The sequence below is a fragment of the Citrobacter sp. Cpo030 genome (assembly GCF_030333005.1).
Classification (GTDB): domain Bacteria; phylum Pseudomonadota; class Gammaproteobacteria; order Enterobacterales; family Enterobacteriaceae; genus Citrobacter; species Citrobacter portucalensis.
Genome location: NZ_JAOWGT010000067.1, coordinates 175,536 through 193,330, shown reverse-complemented (window position 1 = coordinate 193,330; position 17,795 = coordinate 175,536). Strand labels below are relative to the sequence as shown.

Sequence of the window (17,795 nt, the reverse complement as noted above, 5' to 3'; positions counted from 1 at the left end):
CATCTGATTAGAGAGCGCTCATTGTAAACCAGAGTTGCGTGGGCACAAAAAATTAACGTTTTAGCAATAGCTATATAATATAGCCTGTGCTATATCTGTATATAATAAAGACATCCCTCAAGGACTGATGGGATCGTGAAGTCAGGAGGTTTACATGAATGAATTTAAGAGGTGTATACGCGTGTTTAGCCACTCTCCCTTTAAAGTACGGTTGATGCTGATCTCTATGCTGTGTGACATGATTAACAGCAAACCAGAGCAGGATAAACCTTCAGAAAAATAATGCGGCGTCGCGGTACGCCGCTTCATTTTCCTACCGTCATCCGGGTACGGTGGTGGTTTTCGTCTCAATAACCCTTCTTTTTGTCAGTTTTGCCACGTCCCTCGCAAAACAATTTCTTTGTAGTAGTTGACCTTCTCTTGCGCACACTCTATCTTTTCGCAGCCCTGCGTATATTGCGGCTCGCGGATGCGGACCCTATCCCTCTTCTCGCTCTCTCAGGCAGGCAATGACCCTTAGCGCCAGGGTAAGCACATGGCGTTTTTGTAACAGTGGCATATGAATTTAACCCTCAAAGATTCAATCATTGCTCGTAGCCGGGCAATTAGTCCGTGGACTGGCCTCTATTTCTTACAGTCTCTGCTGATCAACCTTGCACTGGGCTATCCACTTAGCCTGCTCTATAGCGTTGCTTTCACCTGTATATTGATGCTGCTGTGGCGTAGCGCGCCGCGCGCGCAGAAAGCACTGATTGGCATTTGCTCACTCGTTGCGGCAATGTATTTTCCGTTCGGCCAGGCTTACGGCTCACCGAACTTCAATACCTTACTGGCGCTGCACTCAACCAATATGGAAGAGTCAACCGAGATCCTGACCATCTTCCCCTGGTACAGTTATCTGGTTGGAGTGTTTATTTTTGCCCTTGGCGTTATCGCCGTACGCCGTAAAAAAGATGTGCAGCAGCGCAGCTGGAATAAGTTCGACAGCATTTGTTTGCTGTTTAGCGTTGTCGCATTCTTTGTTACCCCGGTACAAAACCTGGCCTGGGGCGGCGTGTTCAAGCTGAAAGATACTGGCTATCCGGTTTTCCGTTTCGCCAAGGACGTTATCGTCAATAACAACGAAGTGCTCGACGAACAAGAGCGTATGGCGAAACTGTCGAGCGTAAAAGACAGCTGGACGGTAACCGCCGTTAAACCGAAGTATCACACCTACGTCGTGGTGATCGGTGAAAGCGCCCGCCGCGATGCGTTAGGCGCGTTTGGCGGTCACTGGGATAACACCCCGTTTGCCAGCTCCGTTAACGGCTATATCTTCGCGGATTACATTGCTGCCAGCGGTTCAACGCAAAAATCGCTCGGCTTAACGCTTAATCGGGTAGTGGATAATAAACCCCAGTTCCAGGATAACTTTGTCACCCTGGCTAACCGTGCGGGCTTCCAGACATGGTGGTTTTCCAATCAGGGACAGATTGGTGAATACGATACGGCCATCGCCAGCATTGCGAAGCGCGCTGATGAGGTTCAGTTCCTCAAAAGCGGTGACTTCGAAGCGGATAAAAACACCCGTGACGAAGCGCTGTTGAAGATGACTGCCCAGGTGCTGGCAACCGAGCGCACTCAGCCACAGCTCATCGTGCTGCATTTAATGGGCTCGCATCCGCAGGCCTGTGACCGAACACAGGGTAAATACGAGACTTTCGTCCAGTCAAAAGAGACATCTTGTTATCTGTACACCATGACGCAGACGGATGACCTGCTTCGCCAGCTTTACGAGCAGTTACGTAACAGCGGTAATAGCTTCTCGATGGTCTATTTCTCCGATCATGGCCTCGCGTTTAAAGAGCGGGGAAAAGAGGTGCAGTACCTGGCGCATGACGATCAGTTCCAGCAGAATTTCCAGGTGCCTTTCATGGTGCTTTCGAGCGATGATAAAGCGCATCGGGTGATTAAAGCCCGTCGCTCCGCCAATGATTTCCTCAGTTTTTTCTCGCAGTGGACAGGGATCAGCGCAAAGGAAATCACCAACAGCTACCGCTTTATCTCAGAGAAAAAAGCCGGGCCGGTGTACATCACCAACTTCAAACTGCAGAAGGTGGACTACAACCATCTGGGTACCGATATTTTCTCAACCAAATAATACGCTTGTAGGCCGTATAAGACGCACTGTGTCTTATCCGGCCTACAACGAACTTCCTTCCAGGATTACAGACAAAAAAAATCCGCCCCAAGAGGCGGATTTTTCATATCACCGAAGTGATTAGAAGCGGTAACCCACGCCAGCAATCCAGGTGCCAACGTCAACGCTACGAATACGGCTCTGCTCGTAGGAGAAGTCCAGAGCAACGTTTTCGATCGGGTTGAACTGCAGGCCCGCACCATAAGAGAAACCGTAGTCGCTGGTGCTGTGGTTGTAAGTCGAAGATTCTACGTTCTGGAATTTACCGTAACCAACACCCACAACGCCGTAGATGCTTGCCCAGTCGTTCAGACGGTAAGCCGGACCAGCAGTGATGCCGTAGTATTGGGTTTTGTTGTAGTCGCCAGAAGCATCGGTACGATCTTTTTCAGTGTAAGTGAAGGAACCGATAACACCCAGCGGGTTGTTGTCCTGCTCGTAGCGATACTTCAGGTTGAAACCGTTCATTTTGTTCGCTGCGCCCTGAGCATCGCTCTGAGCGTAACCACCGGTAACGGTAGAAGTAGCAGCTACAGCAGTACCTGCGGAGAAAGCCAGAACAGCGGCCAGTGCTGAAAGACATGCAATTTTTTTCATAACCACCTCAAATGTGCTTCAAGTAAATCTTAAGTTTTAAATATACCAAAAATTGATGGGAAACTCTTTGCGATTCGCGATGTCTAACGGGGTCTTTCATGTAACAGAACATTTCAAAAACCCGCTATCTCTTTCAATTAACATCACTTTTTCAATTGAAAATACCATTATTGCGCGCACAATATGGCACATTCATCCAGAACATTCCTAATCACACAGATTATTAATCCATCGTTTTCATGCCATTGTACGGAACTGAGCAATTTTTTTTTCAACGAATACTCAACCAGTTGAGCGTAATTCCATTACACTCGCTGTTTTACTTTTCTATACATAAAATCATCTGCGTCGTAACAATGCTGAAGCGTGGCACAGATGGAAATGTGTAATCATCATTTGACAGGAGAAAGGATGCCGGGGTTGTCACGTAAAGCGCCAGTCTGGTTGCCTATTTTGGTTTTGCTTATTGCTATGTCCTCCATTCAAAGCGGAGCATCACTGGCAAAATCGTTGTTCCCACTCGTCGGTGCGCCAGGCGTTACCGCGCTGCGCCTTGCGCTGGGTACGCTCATTCTTATCACTTTCTTTAAGCCCTGGCGTTTACGATTCGCCAAAGAACAACGCCTGCCGCTACTGTTTTATGGCCTGTCTCTGGGCGGGATGAACTACCTTTTCTACCTGTCAATCCAAACCGTCCCACTGGGAATCGCCGTGGCGCTGGAATTTACCGGCCCGCTCGCGGTAGCGCTGTTTTCATCCCGACGCCCGGTGGATTTCATTTGGGTTGCGTTGGCAGTGCTCGGGCTTTGGTTCCTGCTGCCTCTGGGTCAGGACGTTTCTCACGTAGATTTAACGGGTGCTGCACTGGCGCTGGGGGCTGGTGCCTGCTGGGCCATCTATATTCTTACCGGGCAGCGAGCCGGCGCGGAACACGGTCCTGCGACCGTCGCGGTAGGGTCATTTATTGCAGCACTGGTATTTGTACCAATCGGCGCACTCCAGGCCGGAGATGCCCTGTGGCACTGGTCCATTCTGCCGTTAGGTCTGGCCATTGCAGTCCTCTCTACTGCGCTTCCCTATTCACTGGAGATGATTGCGTTGACGCGCCTGCCTACGCGTACTTTCGGTACATTGATGAGCATGGAACCCGCGCTGGCCGCGATTTCCGGAATGATCTTCCTCGGTGAAACGCTGACGCTTATCCAGACGCTCGCTCTGGGCGCTATTATTGTCGCATCAATGGGCTCTACGCTCACTATTCGTAAAGAGCCACAAATAAAACAAGTCGACGTGAATTAACCACGTAATATTCTGCATGGTTTGCATAATCATGCAGAATATCCAATTGTAAATCTGCGTGATAATAATTCTAATAAATATAATTTTCTCATCCACATATTTCATTTAATCTTAAAATTAACATAAAAATAACACCACGCAAGTAACAAAACACTCATTGCATTGATTTTATTTGATATTTTATATTTACCCTCGTCTTCGCTATTAAAGTGATAGGCAACACCGGAAACAAAAATCCAAATTTAGCGCTATACTTAATTCCGTTGAAGAGTTGGGACATAAATATCAAGAGGATATGAAAATATGAGTACCGCGAAACTGGTAAAAACAAAAGCATCCGCCCTCCTTTATACCCGCAACGATGTGTCTGATAGCGAAAAGAAAGCGACCGTAGAACTGCTGAATCAGCAAGTAATCCAATTCATTGACCTGTCATTGATCACCAAACAGGCTCACTGGAACATGCGCGGTGCAAACTTCATTGCAGTACATGAAATGCTGGATGGCTTCCGTACAGCTTTGACCGATCACCTCGACACCATGGCTGAACGCGCCGTACAGTTGGGCGGTGTGGCACTGGGCACAACTCAGGTTATTAATAGCAAAACGCCTCTGAAAAGTTACCCGCTGGATATCCATAGCGTACAGGACCACTTAAAAGAGCTGGCCGAACGTTATGCCGTAGTTGCAAACAGCGTACGTAAAGCTATCAGCGAAGCAAAAGACGAAGATACCGCGGATATCTTTACCGCAGCTTCTCGCGACCTCGATAAATTCCTGTGGTTTATCGAAGCCAACATTGAGTAACAGCAGACATAAGAATTACCTATATAACCCTCGCTCCGGCGGGGGTTTTGCACATCTATGGTGCATAACATTGATCATTCGTCACTCCAAAGTAAATTATTTGTAATAATCACCTCACACAATCGTTAACGAAAGATTGTTTTATCAACAATTTTTACGCTAAATAGTCATACCGTTTGCACCGTGACTGGTTCGCACCAAATGAGTGCCCCAAAACAGTGCAGATTACTCACTTTGCCCTACTTATTGTGCAACAAAACGAGACACCCTCTTGTTAAAACAATGAGTTGCAAAATTGGCACGATTTTTTCATTAAGCCATTTGTTCTCGCAGGGGATCGCCCCGTGGATATAAAAGGAAATCCTATGAAGTCTGTATTAAAAGTTTCACTGGCTGCACTTACCCTGGCTTTTGCGGTGTCCTCCCATGCCGCAGACAAGAAACTGGTTGTCGCAACCGACACCGCGTTTGTACCGTTTGAATTCAAACAGGGTGACAAATACGTTGGTTTTGATGTGGATCTGTGGGCTGCCGTGGCCAAAGAACTGAAACTGGATTATGAACTGAAACCAATGGATTTCAGCGGCATCATCCCGGCTCTGCAAACCAAAAATATCGACCTGGCACTGGCAGGTATCACCATCACCGATGAGCGTAAAAAAGCGATCGACTTCTCCGACGGCTACTACAAAAGCGGTCTGTTAGTGATGGTGAAAGCGAATAACAACGACGTCAAAAGCGTAAAAGATCTGGATGGTAAAGTCGTTGCGGTTAAGAGTGGCACCGGTTCCGTTGATTACGCGAAAGCGAATATCAAAACCAAAGACCTGCGTCAGTTCCCGAACATCGATAACGCATATATGGAACTGGGCACCAACCGCGCAGACGCTGTACTGCACGACACACCAAACATTCTTTACTTCATCAAAACAGCTGGCAATGGTCAGTTCAAAGCTGTAGGCGAATCGCTGGAAGCCCAGCAGTACGGTATCGCCTTCCCGAAAGGCAGCGACGACCTGCGTGAGAAAGTGAACGGCGCACTGAAAACGCTGAAAGAGAACGGTACTTACAACGAAATCTACAAAAAATGGTTCGGTACTGAACCTAAATAATAACCGGCAGCGTTGCCCGGTAGCGTGATGCTTACCGGGCCTACGCCTGGATTTTTGAGACCTGTAGGCCGGATAAGCACAGCACATCCGGCAAAACGGGCATTTGAATATTTACACCACGGTAACAGGAACGACATATGCAGTTTGACTGGAGTGCCATCTGGCCCGCCATCCCGCTTTTGATTGAAGGCGCCAAAATGACCCTGTGGATCTCGGTCCTCGGTCTGGCTGGCGGTCTGATAATCGGACTTGCAGCAGGGTTTGCGCGCACTTTCGGCGGTTGGATCGCCAACCACGTAGCGCTGGTGTTTATCGAAGTCATTCGCGGTACGCCAATCGTTGTGCAGGTAATGTTTATTTACTTCGCTCTGCCAATGGCATTTAACGATTTACGCATTGACCCCTTTAGCGCCGCCGTTGTCACCATCATGATCAACTCCGGGGCCTATATTGCGGAAATCACCCGCGGTGCGGTGCTCTCAATCCATAAAGGGTTCAGCGAAGCCGGTTTGGCGCTTGGACTTTCACGCACAGAGACTATCCGCCACGTTATTTTACCTCTCGCACTGCGTCGTATGCTGCCGCCGCTGGGCAACCAGTGGATCATCAGCATTAAAGATACCTCGCTGTTTATTGTCATTGGCGTCGCTGAACTGACCCGTCAGGGCCAGGAAATCATTGCCGGTAACTTCCGCGCACTGGAAATCTGGAGCGCCGTTGCGGTGTTCTATCTGATCATTACGCTGGTGCTGAGCTTCATTCTGCGTCGTCTGGAAAGAAGGATGAAAATCCTGTGATTGAATTTAAAAACGTTTCTAAGCACTTTGGTCCAACCCAGGTGCTGCACAATATTGACCTAAACATTCAGCAGGGTGAAGTCGTGGTGATTATCGGGCCGTCAGGATCCGGTAAATCTACCCTGCTGCGCTGCATTAACAAGCTGGAAGAGATAACCTCCGGCGATCTGATCGTCGACGGTCTGAAAGTAAACGATCCGAAGGTAGACGAGCGCTTAATCCGTCAGGAAGCCGGAATGGTATTTCAGCAGTTTTACCTGTTCCCACATCTGACGGCGCTGGAAAACGTCATGTTTGGACCGCAGCGCGTACGCGGGGCGAATAAAGAACAGGCCGAGAAACTGGCGAAAGAGCTGCTGGCAAAAGTGGGTCTGGCCGAACGTGCACATCACTACCCTTCTGAACTGTCCGGCGGTCAACAACAGCGTGTGGCTATCGCCCGTGCGCTGGCGGTAAAACCGAAAATGATGCTGTTTGATGAGCCAACCTCAGCACTCGACCCGGAACTGCGCCATGAAGTTCTGAAAGTTATGCAGGACCTGGCGGAAGAAGGGATGACCATGGTGATTGTGACCCACGAAATTGGCTTTGCCGAAAAAGTGGCTTCACGCCTGATTTTCATTGATAAGGGACGAATTGCCGAAGACGGTAATCCGCAGGCCCTGATTGAAAATCCACCCAGCCAACGCTTACAGGAATTCTTGCAGCACGTATCCTGATAGCTCTGCCTCCCTTCTCCCGAAGGGAGGTTTTTCACCAGAATCCTCTCATTTCATTTCTCCCCCGCCCTGACATCTATACTTATCCTTTTGAATTTATTTTCTCATGGGAGGAGTCATGCGCTGGATCCTGTTCATCTTTGTTTGTCTGTTGAGTCTTCCGGCCCAGGCAGTGACGATACCTGGCGTCACCACGCCAACGTCAACCAACGCACAAACCGCCCCGGCAAAGGAGCCAGATGTTGAACAGAAGAAAGCGGCTTACGGCGCACTGGCTGATGTGCTGGAAAATGACACCTCGCGGAAGGAACTGATCGATCAATTACGCAAAGTGGCAACTGCGCCCCCTGCTGAGCCGGTGCCAACCATTGTCCCACCCACGTTAACGGAAGAAAAAACGGTACTGGAAAACGTCACGGATGTCACCCGGCACTACGGTGAGGCGCTCTCCAGCCGCTTTGCCCAGCTTTATCGCAATATTACCGATGCACCGCACAAGACCTTTAACTCGCAAACGTTCACCAATGCCCTGACTCATTTTTTAATGCTGGCGGCGTCAGTGTTCGGGTTTTACTGGCTGATCCGCCTGTGCGCGCTGCCTCTGTATCGCAAAATGGGGCAATGGGCACGGCGGAAAAACCGCGAACGCAGCAACTGGCTGCAGCTTCCGGCGATGATCGTTGGCGCATTCATTATTGATTTGCTTCTGCTGGCGCTGACATTGTTTGTCGGGCAGATACTGAGCGACAGAATGAATGCCGGCAGTCGCACCATCGCCTTTCAGCAAAGCCTGTTTCTCAATGCCTTTGCCCTGATTGAGTTCTTCAAAGCCATTTTGCGTCTGATATTTTGCCCAACGGTGGCTGAACTACGCCCGTTTAACATTCAGGATGCAGGTGCGCGCTACTGGAATCGGCGTTTGAGTTCATTAAGCAGTTTGATTGGTTACGGGCTTATAGTTGCCGTTCCCATTATCTCCAATCAGGTCAATGTGCAGGTCGGCGCGATGGCCAACGTCATCATCATGCTGTGTATCACGCTATGGGCGCTGTACCTGATTTTCAGAAACAAGAAAGAGATAACGCTGCATTTACAGAATCTGGCAGAAAGATCGTTAGCTTTTTTCAGCCTGTTTATCCGTGCCTTTGCGTTGGTATGGCACTGGCTGGCCAGCGCCTACTTCATTGTGCTGTTTTTCTTTTCGCTGTTTGATCCGGGCAACAGCCTGAAATTCATGATGGGCGCTACGCTGCGCAGCCTGGTAATCATTGGAATTGCCGCCTTTGTTTCCGGCATGTTTTCCCGCTGGATAGCCAAAACTATTACCCTTTCGCCACACACCCAGCGCAGCTATCCGGAATTACAAAAACGACTGAATGGCTGGCTGTCGACGGCGTTAAGCGTGGCCAGGATCCTGACGGTGTGCGTTGCGGTGATGCTGCTATTGAATGCCTGGGGATTGTTCGACTTCTGGAACTGGCTGCATTACGGCGCAGGAGAAAAAACGGTGGATATTCTGATCCGTATCGCGCTGATTTTATTCTTCTCCGCCATCGGCTGGACGATCCTTGCCAGCCTGATTGAAAATCGTCTGGCTTCCGATATTCACGGACGCCCGCTACCCAGCGCTCGTACCCGAACCCTGTTGACGCTGTTTCGCAACGCGCTGGCGGTGATCATCAGCACGATCACCATCATGATTGTGCTGTCGGAAATTGGCGTTAATATCGCCCCATTGCTGGCCGGGGCCGGGGCGCTGGGGTTGGCTATCTCTTTCGGCTCGCAAACGCTGGTAAAAGATATTATTACCGGGATTTTTATTCAGTTTGAAAATGGCATGAACACCGGCGACCTGGTGACCATCGGTCCACTCACCGGTACGGTTGAACGAATGTCCATTCGTTCTGTGGGCGTGCGTCAGGACACCGGAGCGTACCATATCATTCCCTGGTCATCGATTACGACCTTCGCCAACTTTGTGCGTGGAATTGGATCGGTCGTCGCCAATTACGACGTAGACCGCCATGAGGATGCGGATAAAGCGAATCAGGCGTTGAAAGACGCAGTTGCTGCGGTGATGGAAAAAGATGATATTCGCGGGCTGATTATCGGCGAGCCGTCGTTTGCCGGGATTGTAGGATTAACCAATACGGCATTCACGCTACGGGTCTCGTTTACCACCTTACCGCTGAAGCAGTGGACGGTACGTTTTGCGCTCGACAGCCAGGTGAAGAAATACTTCGATCTGGCCAACATACGCGCCCCGGTACAGACGTATCAAGTGTTACCTGCACCAGGGAATGGTCCTGCGTCGGCGGCAAGCGAACCGCTACCGCCAACCGAGCCAACGCTTTAGCGTTTACGCGCCATAAAACGACGACGCTGATCGTTATCCATAAAGGTCCAGGCAATAAAGCGACTCTGCTTTTGCCCCTGGGCCATCTCTTTCTTGACCACTTTCACCGCGCCCGCATCCGTTAATGCGTGGTACAGCGGAGGCAAGTTCTCGCCGCGAGAAACCAGTGTAGTAAACCACATCACCTGGCGACCAAAGGCCTGGCTTTCAGCAATCATTTTCTTGATGAACGCCACTTCACCGCCTTCACACCACAACTCCTGCTGCTGTCCGCCAAAGTTCAGCGCATCGTCTTTGTCCTGTCCCAGATTACGGCGTTTGCGCTCGCTTCCGGCACGGGCTGAGGCCGCAGAATCATGGAATGGCGGGTTACATAATGTGGCTTCATACTGCTCATTTTTGTGAATGATGCCGTTGAAGATTGCCGTTGCATCTTTCTGGCGACGCAGACGAATAGCACGGGTTAATCCCGGATTGGCATTGACGATCGCCTGAGCGCTGTTAAACGCTTCGCTACTGGTTTCACTACCCGTGAATCGCCAGCCATATTCATGCACGCCGATCAGTGGATAAATACAGTTTGCCCCAACTCCCACGTCCAGCACGCTCGCATTTGCCGGAATGGTTCCGCTGGTTTCACTCAACAGATCGGCCAAATGGTGTATGTAGTCAGCACGACCAGGCACCGGCGGACACAAAAAACCATCTGGAATATCCCAGTTTTTCACCGCATAAAAATGCGCCAGTAGTGCTTTATTGAGCGCCTTTACTGCCTGCGGATTCGCGAAATCAACACTCTGCTCGCCGCCGGGCGTGAGGGTGAGAAATTGCGTCAGCTCGGGCGTAACCTGGCATAAAGTCGCAAGATCATAACGGCCATTGTGGCGGTTGCGTGGGTGTAATCCCGGTTTCAGGGCGGACATAGCATTCTCCTTTTAACAGCGGCGTAAGATACCCGCATAACGCCACGCGGTAAACACACACAACAAGGAAATTTGATTTTTTACACCTGTTTGACGCTTTGCGAATTGTTCAAAAAACAGGCAGCTCATCACCAATTTTTTGCGGTAAATGTCATCCGCTGACGACCTAAACTTATCAGGCACACCTGTTGTTTTTCAGAGGATATCACCATGAAGAAATGCCTCACATTACTTGCTGCTACCGTACTTTCCGGCATGACATTTGCCTCCTTTGCTGCACAGCCATACACCAGCCCAGCTACCGGTCAGCTACAAGCTTCCGGCACAGTATCCGCTACCGGCGCCTCTAACCTGAGCGACCTCGAAGACAAGCTGGCAGAGAAAGCGAAAGAGCAAGGGGCAAAAGGCTTTGTCGTTGATTCTGCGGGCGGCAAAAATCAGATGTACGGTACCGCAACCATCTATAAGTAACCCCCCATCTCAGCCCAACTGCATTCACCCCGAATGCAGTTTTCTGCGTGCGGTTCACTTCATTGCAGCTCAATTTGTAATCAATATGTTGGCATTTTGAATCCAATGTAAATAAATGTATTTATTTTTGAATTAATGAATGCTAAAACGTCGCACTGATTAGTAATGCTTATCAAAATCATTATCAATTACATATTCATTTCCGCGAGGCCTGCAGGGTATAACATCCATAGAGATGTCCCTTCGCGCGAGTGAAACCGTCCACTCAAACAATAATAAGTCACTCATTAACATGGATAAAAATCACAACTTGCCGTCCAGTAGCTTTCACTCACTGACTTTTTTTGCCGGTCTGTGCATTGGCCTGTCCCCTATAGCTCAGGCTGTCGCTGCGGACGACCAGGATAAAAAACAAGAAGACACTCTGGTCGTTGAAGCGGCCAAACCTTCGCTGTACGCCCCGACACAGTCTGCCGACCCTAAATTCTCCCGTCCGGTGGCGGATACAACCCGCACCATGACGGTGATTTCTGAGCAGGTGATTAAGGATCAAGGCGCAACAAATCTGACCGACGCGCTGAAAAACGTCCCGGGCGTTGGCGCATTTTTCGCCGGTGAGAATGGTAACTCCAGCACCGGAGACGCGGTTTACATGCGTGGTGCGGATACCTCGAACAGTATTTATATCGACGGTATCCGTGATATTGGCAGCGTCACGCGCGACACCTTCAATACCGAACAGGTGGAAGTAATCAAAGGTCCTTCCGGTACCGACTATGGACGTAGCGCACCGACTGGCTCTATCAATATGATCAGCAAACAGCCACGCACCGACTCAGGAATCGATGCATCGGCCAGCGTCGGTAGCGCCTGGTTCCGCCGTGGTACGCTGGACATTAACCAGGTCATCGGCGAGACCACCGCCGCACGTTTAAACCTGATGGGCGAAAAAACGCATGATGCCGGTCGCGATAATGTTAAGAATGAACGTTACGGTGTGGCCCCCTCTCTCGCTTTTGGCTTAGGGACTGAGAACCGACTGTACCTGAACTATCTACATGTCACCCAGCACAACACGCCGGATGGCGGCATCCCTACCATTGGCCTGCCGGGATATTCCGCACCTTCTGCGGGGACTTCTGCACTGAATCATTCAGGCAAAGTGGATACGCATAATTTCTACGGTACCAACTCGGATTATGACGATTCGACAACCGATACCGCGACGATGCGTTTTGAACATGACCTGAACGACAGCACCACTATTCGCAACACCACCCGCTGGTCGCGCATTAAACAGGATTATCTGATGACGGCGGTGATGGGCGGCGCGTCTAACATCACCCAACCCACCAGCAGCGTCGACAGCTGGACCTGGTCACGCCTGGCAAATACCAAGGATGTCAGCAATAAGATCTTGACCAACCAGACCAACCTGACCTCAACGTTCTACACGGGATCCATCGGTCACGACATCAGCACCGGTGTGGAGCTGACGCGCGAAACACAAACCAACTATGGCGTGGCGCCGATCACCCCACCACCGGTGAATATCTATCACCCCGACAGCAATGTGAATATCGGCGGATTGTCTCGTAACGGCGCCAACGCTAACGGGCAAACAGACACCTTCGGTGTATACGCTTTTGATACGCTACAAATTACCCGTGAATTCGAGCTGAACGGTGGTATTCGCCTCGACAATTACCGCACAGAATATGACAGCGCGACCGCTTGCGGCGCTTCCGGTCGCGGCGCAGTCGCGTGCCCGACAGGCGTGGCTAAAGGTTCCCCGATCACCACTGTGGATACTGCCAAATCAGGCAATCTGGTGAACTGGAAAGCTGGCGCGCTGTATCACCTGACCGATAACGGTAACGTGTACATCAACTATGCCGTTTCTCAGCAACCGCCGGGCGGCAGCAACTTTGCTCTTGCTCAGGGCGGCAGCGGTAACAGTGCGAATCGTACCGATTTCAAACCGCAGAAAGCGAAAACCAGCGAGATCGGCACCAAATGGGAGGTGCTGGATAAGCGCCTGCTGTTAACCGCTGCGATTTTCCGCACGGATATTGAGAATGAAGTTGAGCAGAACGACGACGGTACCTATTCCCAGTACGGAGAGAAACGCGTTGAAGGCTACGAGCTCTCGGTAGCAGGCAACATCACCCCCGCATGGCAGATTATTGGGGGTTACACCCAGCAACGCGCGACCATCCACAGCGGTAAAAACGTTGCTCAGGATGGCTCCTCTTCCCTGCCATATACACCGGAACATGCGTTCACGCTGTGGAACCAGTATCAGGCTACCGATGATATCTCCGTTGGCGCAGGCGCTCGCTACGTGGGTAGTATGCATCGCGGTTCCGACGGTGCAGTGGGTACGCCATCCTACACTGAAGGTTACTGGGTCGCTGACGCCAAACTGGGCTATCGCGTGAATCACAATCTCGATTTCCAGCTAAACGTCTATAACCTGTTCGACACCGATTATGTATCCTCCATAAACAAGAGTGGATACCGTTATCATCCGGGCGAGCCAAGAACTTTCCTGCTCACCGCCAATATGCATTTCTAATCCATCGCGTGGGGCGTAAGCCCCACTTTCAGGAGAAATACTGATGATGTACCACATTCCCGGCGTTCTGTCGGCGCAGGATGTAGCCTGGTTTCGTGAACAACTGGACGCTGCCGACTGGGTTGATGGCCGCACAACCACCGGCGCTCAGGGGGCGCAGGTAAAAAACAACCAGCAGGTGAATACGCAAAGTGAACGCTACGGCGTTTTACAACAGGCGGTACAGACTGCGGTAAATAACAGCGCGCTTTTCTTCGCCGCAGCACTACCGAAAACGCTCTCCACACCGCTGTTTAATCGCTACCAGGACAACGAGACCTACGGTTTTCACGTTGACGGTGCGGTGCGTAGCCATCCGCAAAACGGCTGGATGCGCACGGACCTTTCCGCAACTTTATTCCTGAGTAACCCGAATGATTATGAAGGAGGAGAACTGCTGGTCAATGATACTTACGGCCAGCATGCGGTGAAGCTTCCGGCAGGCGATCTGGTGCTTTACCCTTCCAGCAGCCTACATTGCGTCACGCCAGTGACCCATGGCGTTCGTGTAGCGTCTTTTATGTGGATACAGTCGATGGTCCGTGACGACAAAAATCGCGCCATGCTTTTTGAACTGGATAAAAACATTCAATCCCTGAAAGCTCGCCATGGGGAGAGCAGCGAGATCCTGTCATTACTCAATCTCTACCATAACCTGCTGCGTGAATGGTCTGAAATCTGATACTGCTGGCGCGTGGTCGTTTTTCAGCCATCACCTTCGCTATACTTAGTCTGTAGACATCAGCAGGAGGTACACATGGCATCCGGATGGGCAAATGACGACGCGGTTAACGAACAGATCAACAATACTATTGAAGATGCTGTTGCCCGCGCTCGCGGTGAGTTACCGACGGGGGAAAGTCTGTATGAATGCGAAGAATGCGGCAATCCTATCCCTCAGGCCAGACGTGAGGCCGTGCCAGGGGTACGCTTGTGCATCGCCTGCCAACAGGATAAAGATTCACATAACTCAGCATTTTCAGGATATAATCGCAGAGGTTCGAAAGACAGCCAGCTACGTTGACTTATCTTTACTAAAAGTTTCAGCGCATACGATTTCCTTTACGAGCACGATTTTTTGCACCCTGTGTAGCAAAATGTGCCGTTGTCGCCTTCTCTGTAAAGCGCAATGACAAGAACTGTAAATCCCTTACTCGAATTTATTAATATTCAATAAGTTATTTGTCATTCAATTTATTTGATTGATGTGGTCAATTCTATTCGATTTTCTCTCACCAAAAAAAACGTGATACTTATCACATCGACGGAACAACGTCTTCTTAAAGAACACTGACTAACAGAACAACCCTGCGAGAGATTAATCATGAAAAATATCAAATTTGCTGTTGCTGCTATCGCCCTGTCTACCCTGTCATTTGGCGTTTTCGCTGCCGAGCCGGTTTCCTCTACTCAGGCGCAAAACATGAACAAAATTGGTGTGGTATCTGCTGACGGCGCTACTACGCTGGACGGCCTGGAAGCCAAACTGGCTGAGAAAGCGAATGCAGCTGGCGCAACTGGCTACAGCATCACTTCCGCTATCGGCAAAGACAAAATGAGCGGCACCGCGGTTATCTATAAATAACCGAAAGATTACCTGTACGACCCAATGCTCCAACCCTCATTGACCCTGTTTGTTACCCTTTGTTTGCCCGTCCGCCACTGGACGGGCTTTTTTTTGCCTATTTTTCCAGCCGTTGACAGAATTCCTGCAACACGGTGTCTGGCATCCCAATTTGCAGTGCCGCCTCACAAATCGCTTGCCAGCTTCCGGCATCCAGCGGAATACCGTGTTCCAGCCGTTCCTCGCGAGTATTCACTTCCCACTCCCCAGGCAACAGGATCGGGGCATCTTCAGCATGCGGGGACGCTTTCACCCACTCAGCAAATGCCGCGACCTGGTTGTCGCAGTCCGGCGCGCCGAACAGTTGTGGATTCATAATGATGGTGGTCATACAGTTAATGATGGCGTCCGCGCTGGTCTGCAGGCTCTCTTCATGTGTGGTTTTACCGCCAGAAAGCGCACCGCCCATAATTTCGCACATCGCCGCCAGCGCATACCCCTTGTGCTCGGCAAAGGTCAGCAACGACCCCAGCGGAGAAACCTGCATTACCGCAGGATCGGTAGTGGGCACACCCGCCACATCAATCAGGCATCCTGGAGCCACCGGCTCGCCCTTATGCCATGCCACACGGGTTTTGCCAAACGCGATGGCGCTGGTTGCATAGTCCAGCAACAGTGGGAAGGTATTTTTACGCGGGAATACGACGCAGAAGGGATTGGTGCCAAAACGGCTATCGCGGCCATGAAACGGTGCGACCATCGGGATCCCCACCACATTCACAAAATGCACCGAGACAAAACCTGCTGCCGCACATTGCTCCGCCCAGTAGCCAATACGGCCGATATGGTGCGAATTATGTAATGCCACAGCGGCGATTCCGTACTGACGCGCCTTTTCGATTCCAAGCGTGATTGCCTCGTGCGCCGCCACCTGACCAAACGCACAGTCGCCGTCAAGCGTAATCACCGCCCCTGCATCTTTTACCACTTTGGCATGACGGTTGATCTGCAGATGCCCCTGCGAGAATGAGCGAATATAGCTTGGGATCATACCGATGCCATGGGAGTCGTGACCGGCGAGATTAGAGGCTATCAGATGGTCGGCCACCAGCCGCGCCTCCTGATCATTGCTTCCCATCTGATGAAAAACGGCCTGGATAAAGGCGTGCAGCGTTGGCACATGGAAGCGATGTCCACTGTTCATTGTTATCTCCTTTGTGTCGCGTGTTTGTTGTGTTTCTTATTTTTCAACAAACTATGCTGCGCCACGGTGCGCTGGAGGTCAATAAACGTGCAGAAATTTCACATTGCCGAAAAGAGAGAACCGACAGGCCAGGCAACAGGCCCGTCGGGATAACAAATGGTTTAGAAACTTTGCTCGACGCGGGCAAGTCCTTCAGCCAGTGAGGAAGACTCACCGGTTGCCACCAGGCAACAGGCCATCTGGATTTTCAACGATGCCGGAACAGGCTCGCTGCCAGCCAGACAACGCTCAATCCAGCGCGCGGTGGTTTCCGGGTCTTTTGCTACCGGTAGCGGTACCGGCTCGTCAGGCATCTCGCTCTGTCGGTCTTGTAGCACTCGCACACCGGATGAATCGATCAGGCTTATCTGCGGGCAGCGCTGCGGGTTGGCATACACTTCGCCCTCGGTACCATGCATCAACAGGCCGCGCCCACCGATATCGCCGAAGAACTTCGCCACGCGCGAAACGTATTCCGGGTGGGACACGCTGGAAAGACGCAGCGCGGCATCTTCAGCAAACGGCGTGGCTAATTTAGCCAGCGTGTGCGCACTGTTACGCACACCCATGCGCCAGCGCATCGCCAGCTGTTTCTCCAGCGGAGGGCACAGCGCGCTCACCGGAATAAACACCGGCTCATGACCATCCAGCTTTGCCTGCGCCTGCCCGGCATGCAGCGTTGGCGTAATTCCCATCAGTTCGAAAATGGTTTCAGTCAGCACGCGGGTCGGATCCTCGCTGACGCCGTGCACCACCACCGGGAAGCCAAGTTTATGCAATAAAATCGCCAGCAGCGGAGTCAAATTCGCCTGCTTGCGCGCACCATTGTAGCTGGGAATGACAATCGGCATGGGTTTGGCTACCGGCGGAGTCAGGCGAATGGTGTGGTTTTGCATCGCTTCGTAAAAGCCCAGCATCTCCGCTTCACCTTCGCCCTTGATACGTAGCGCAATCAGTACCCCGCCCATCTCGAGGTCAGGTACGTCGCCGTTCATCATATGGGTATACAGTCCGCGAGCGGTATCCTTGTCCAGGTCACGCGCGTGATTTTTTCCTCGCCCAATCTCTTTAATGATTTTGCGGTAATCCATCGATAACTCCTTGCCTGTTG

At 51.0% G+C, this 17,795-nt stretch carries 17 protein-coding genes; 13 read left to right on the top strand and 4 right to left on the bottom strand.

Going from position 1 to position 17,795, the window contains the following annotated elements:
* The first annotated feature begins 154 nt into the window (after positions 1-154).
* Together mntS and OGY37_RS13905 are read left to right on the top strand one after the other, a co-directional pair.
* The gene (mntS, locus tag OGY37_RS13910; RefSeq protein WP_003831584.1) at positions 155-283 is read left to right on the top strand and encodes a manganase accumulation protein MntS; all 129 of its coding nucleotides are present in this window, start codon (positions 155-157) and stop codon (positions 281-283) included.
* Positions 284-559: 276 nt separating this feature from the next.
* Positions 560-2,140 (top strand): phosphoethanolamine transferase, encoded by a 1,581-nt coding sequence (locus tag OGY37_RS13905; protein WP_126318725.1) that lies wholly within the window; start codon positions 560-562, stop codon positions 2,138-2,140.
* Positions 2,141-2,260: 120 nt separating this feature from the next.
* On the opposite strand, the gene ompX is transcribed toward OGY37_RS13905, so the two are convergent.
* Positions 2,261-2,776: an outer membrane protein OmpX gene (gene ompX, locus OGY37_RS13900; RefSeq protein ID WP_003831579.1), complete on the bottom strand. Its 516-nt coding sequence runs from the start codon at positions 2,774-2,776 to the stop codon at positions 2,261-2,263.
* Between the two features lie 411 nt (positions 2,777-3,187).
* Between ompX and rhtA the strand changes: the two genes are divergently transcribed.
* The 6 genes from rhtA to ybiO all read left to right on the top strand — a co-directional run bounded on the left by rhtA (position 3,188) and on the right by ybiO (position 9,866).
* Positions 3,188-4,075: a threonine/homoserine exporter RhtA gene (gene rhtA / locus OGY37_RS13895; protein ID WP_148362222.1), complete on the top strand. Its 888-nt coding sequence runs from the start codon at positions 3,188-3,190 to the stop codon at positions 4,073-4,075.
* Positions 4,076-4,378: 303 nt separating this feature from the next.
* On the top strand, positions 4,379-4,882 hold the full coding sequence (dps, locus tag OGY37_RS13890; protein ID WP_003035253.1) for a DNA starvation/stationary phase protection protein Dps: 504 nt from the start codon (positions 4,379-4,381) through the stop codon (positions 4,880-4,882).
* Between the two features lie 365 nt (positions 4,883-5,247).
* Positions 5,248-5,994 carry a glutamine ABC transporter substrate-binding protein GlnH gene (gene glnH / locus OGY37_RS13885; RefSeq protein WP_003035251.1) on the top strand — a complete coding sequence of 249 codons (747 nt, stop codon included), beginning with the start codon at positions 5,248-5,250 and terminating at the stop codon, positions 5,992-5,994.
* A 137-nt stretch (positions 5,995-6,131) separates the two neighbouring features.
* Entirely contained in the window at positions 6,132-6,791 is a 660-nt protein-coding gene (glnP, locus tag OGY37_RS13880; RefSeq protein ID WP_003035248.1) for a glutamine ABC transporter permease GlnP, read from the top strand.
* On the top strand, positions 6,788-7,510 hold the full coding sequence (glnQ, locus tag OGY37_RS13875; RefSeq protein ID WP_003035246.1) for a glutamine ABC transporter ATP-binding protein GlnQ: 723 nt from the start codon (positions 6,788-6,790) through the stop codon (positions 7,508-7,510). Before glnP ends, glnQ begins: the two co-directional genes overlap by 4 nt.
* A 118-nt stretch (positions 7,511-7,628) precedes the next feature.
* Positions 7,629-9,866, top strand: coding sequence for a mechanosensitive channel protein (gene ybiO / locus OGY37_RS13870; protein ID WP_149384170.1), 2,238 nt, complete (start codon positions 7,629-7,631; stop codon positions 9,864-9,866).
* Here ybiO and rlmF read toward each other — a convergent pair.
* Positions 9,863-10,789, bottom strand: a complete 927-nt coding sequence (gene rlmF / locus OGY37_RS13865) for a 23S rRNA (adenine(1618)-N(6))-methyltransferase RlmF (protein ID WP_063940657.1) — start codon at positions 10,787-10,789, stop codon at positions 9,863-9,865. The genes ybiO and rlmF overlap by 4 nt on opposite strands.
* A 210-nt stretch (positions 10,790-10,999) precedes the next feature.
* Between rlmF and mcbA the strand changes: the two genes are divergently transcribed.
* From mcbA to ybiJ, 5 genes are all read left to right on the top strand, one after another.
* Positions 11,000-11,260 carry a DUF1471 family periplasmic protein McbA gene (gene mcbA / locus OGY37_RS13860; protein ID WP_003831565.1) on the top strand — a complete coding sequence of 87 codons (261 nt, stop codon included), beginning with the start codon at positions 11,000-11,002 and terminating at the stop codon, positions 11,258-11,260.
* A 292-nt stretch (positions 11,261-11,552) separates the two neighbouring features.
* Positions 11,553-13,838, top strand: a complete 2,286-nt coding sequence (locus OGY37_RS13855; protein ID WP_148362224.1) for a catecholate siderophore receptor Fiu — start codon at positions 11,553-11,555, stop codon at positions 13,836-13,838.
* 43 nt (positions 13,839-13,881) lie between these two features.
* On the top strand, positions 13,882-14,559 hold the full coding sequence (gene ybiX, locus OGY37_RS13850; RefSeq protein WP_148362225.1) for a PKHD-type hydroxylase YbiX: 678 nt from the start codon (positions 13,882-13,884) through the stop codon (positions 14,557-14,559).
* A 75-nt stretch (positions 14,560-14,634) separates the two neighbouring features.
* The gene (locus tag OGY37_RS13845) at positions 14,635-14,901 is read left to right on the top strand and encodes a DksA/TraR family C4-type zinc finger protein (RefSeq protein WP_003831562.1); all 267 of its coding nucleotides are present in this window, start codon (positions 14,635-14,637) and stop codon (positions 14,899-14,901) included.
* Positions 14,902-15,201: 300 nt separating this feature from the next.
* Complete coding sequence (ybiJ, locus tag OGY37_RS13840) at positions 15,202-15,462, top strand: DUF1471 family protein YbiJ (RefSeq protein ID WP_003831561.1); 261 nt, start codon at positions 15,202-15,204, stop codon at positions 15,460-15,462.
* Between the two features lie 97 nt (positions 15,463-15,559).
* Here ybiJ and OGY37_RS13835 read toward each other — a convergent pair whose 3' ends face one another.
* Positions 15,560-16,645, bottom strand: coding sequence for a malate/lactate/ureidoglycolate dehydrogenase (locus tag OGY37_RS13835; RefSeq protein WP_003831560.1), 1,086 nt, complete (start codon positions 16,643-16,645; stop codon positions 15,560-15,562).
* 161 nt (positions 16,646-16,806) lie between these two features.
* Positions 16,807-17,775, bottom strand: a complete 969-nt coding sequence (gene ybiB / locus OGY37_RS13830) for a DNA-binding protein YbiB (RefSeq protein WP_286621024.1) — start codon at positions 17,773-17,775, stop codon at positions 16,807-16,809.
* Positions 17,776-17,795: the final 20 nt, after the last annotated feature.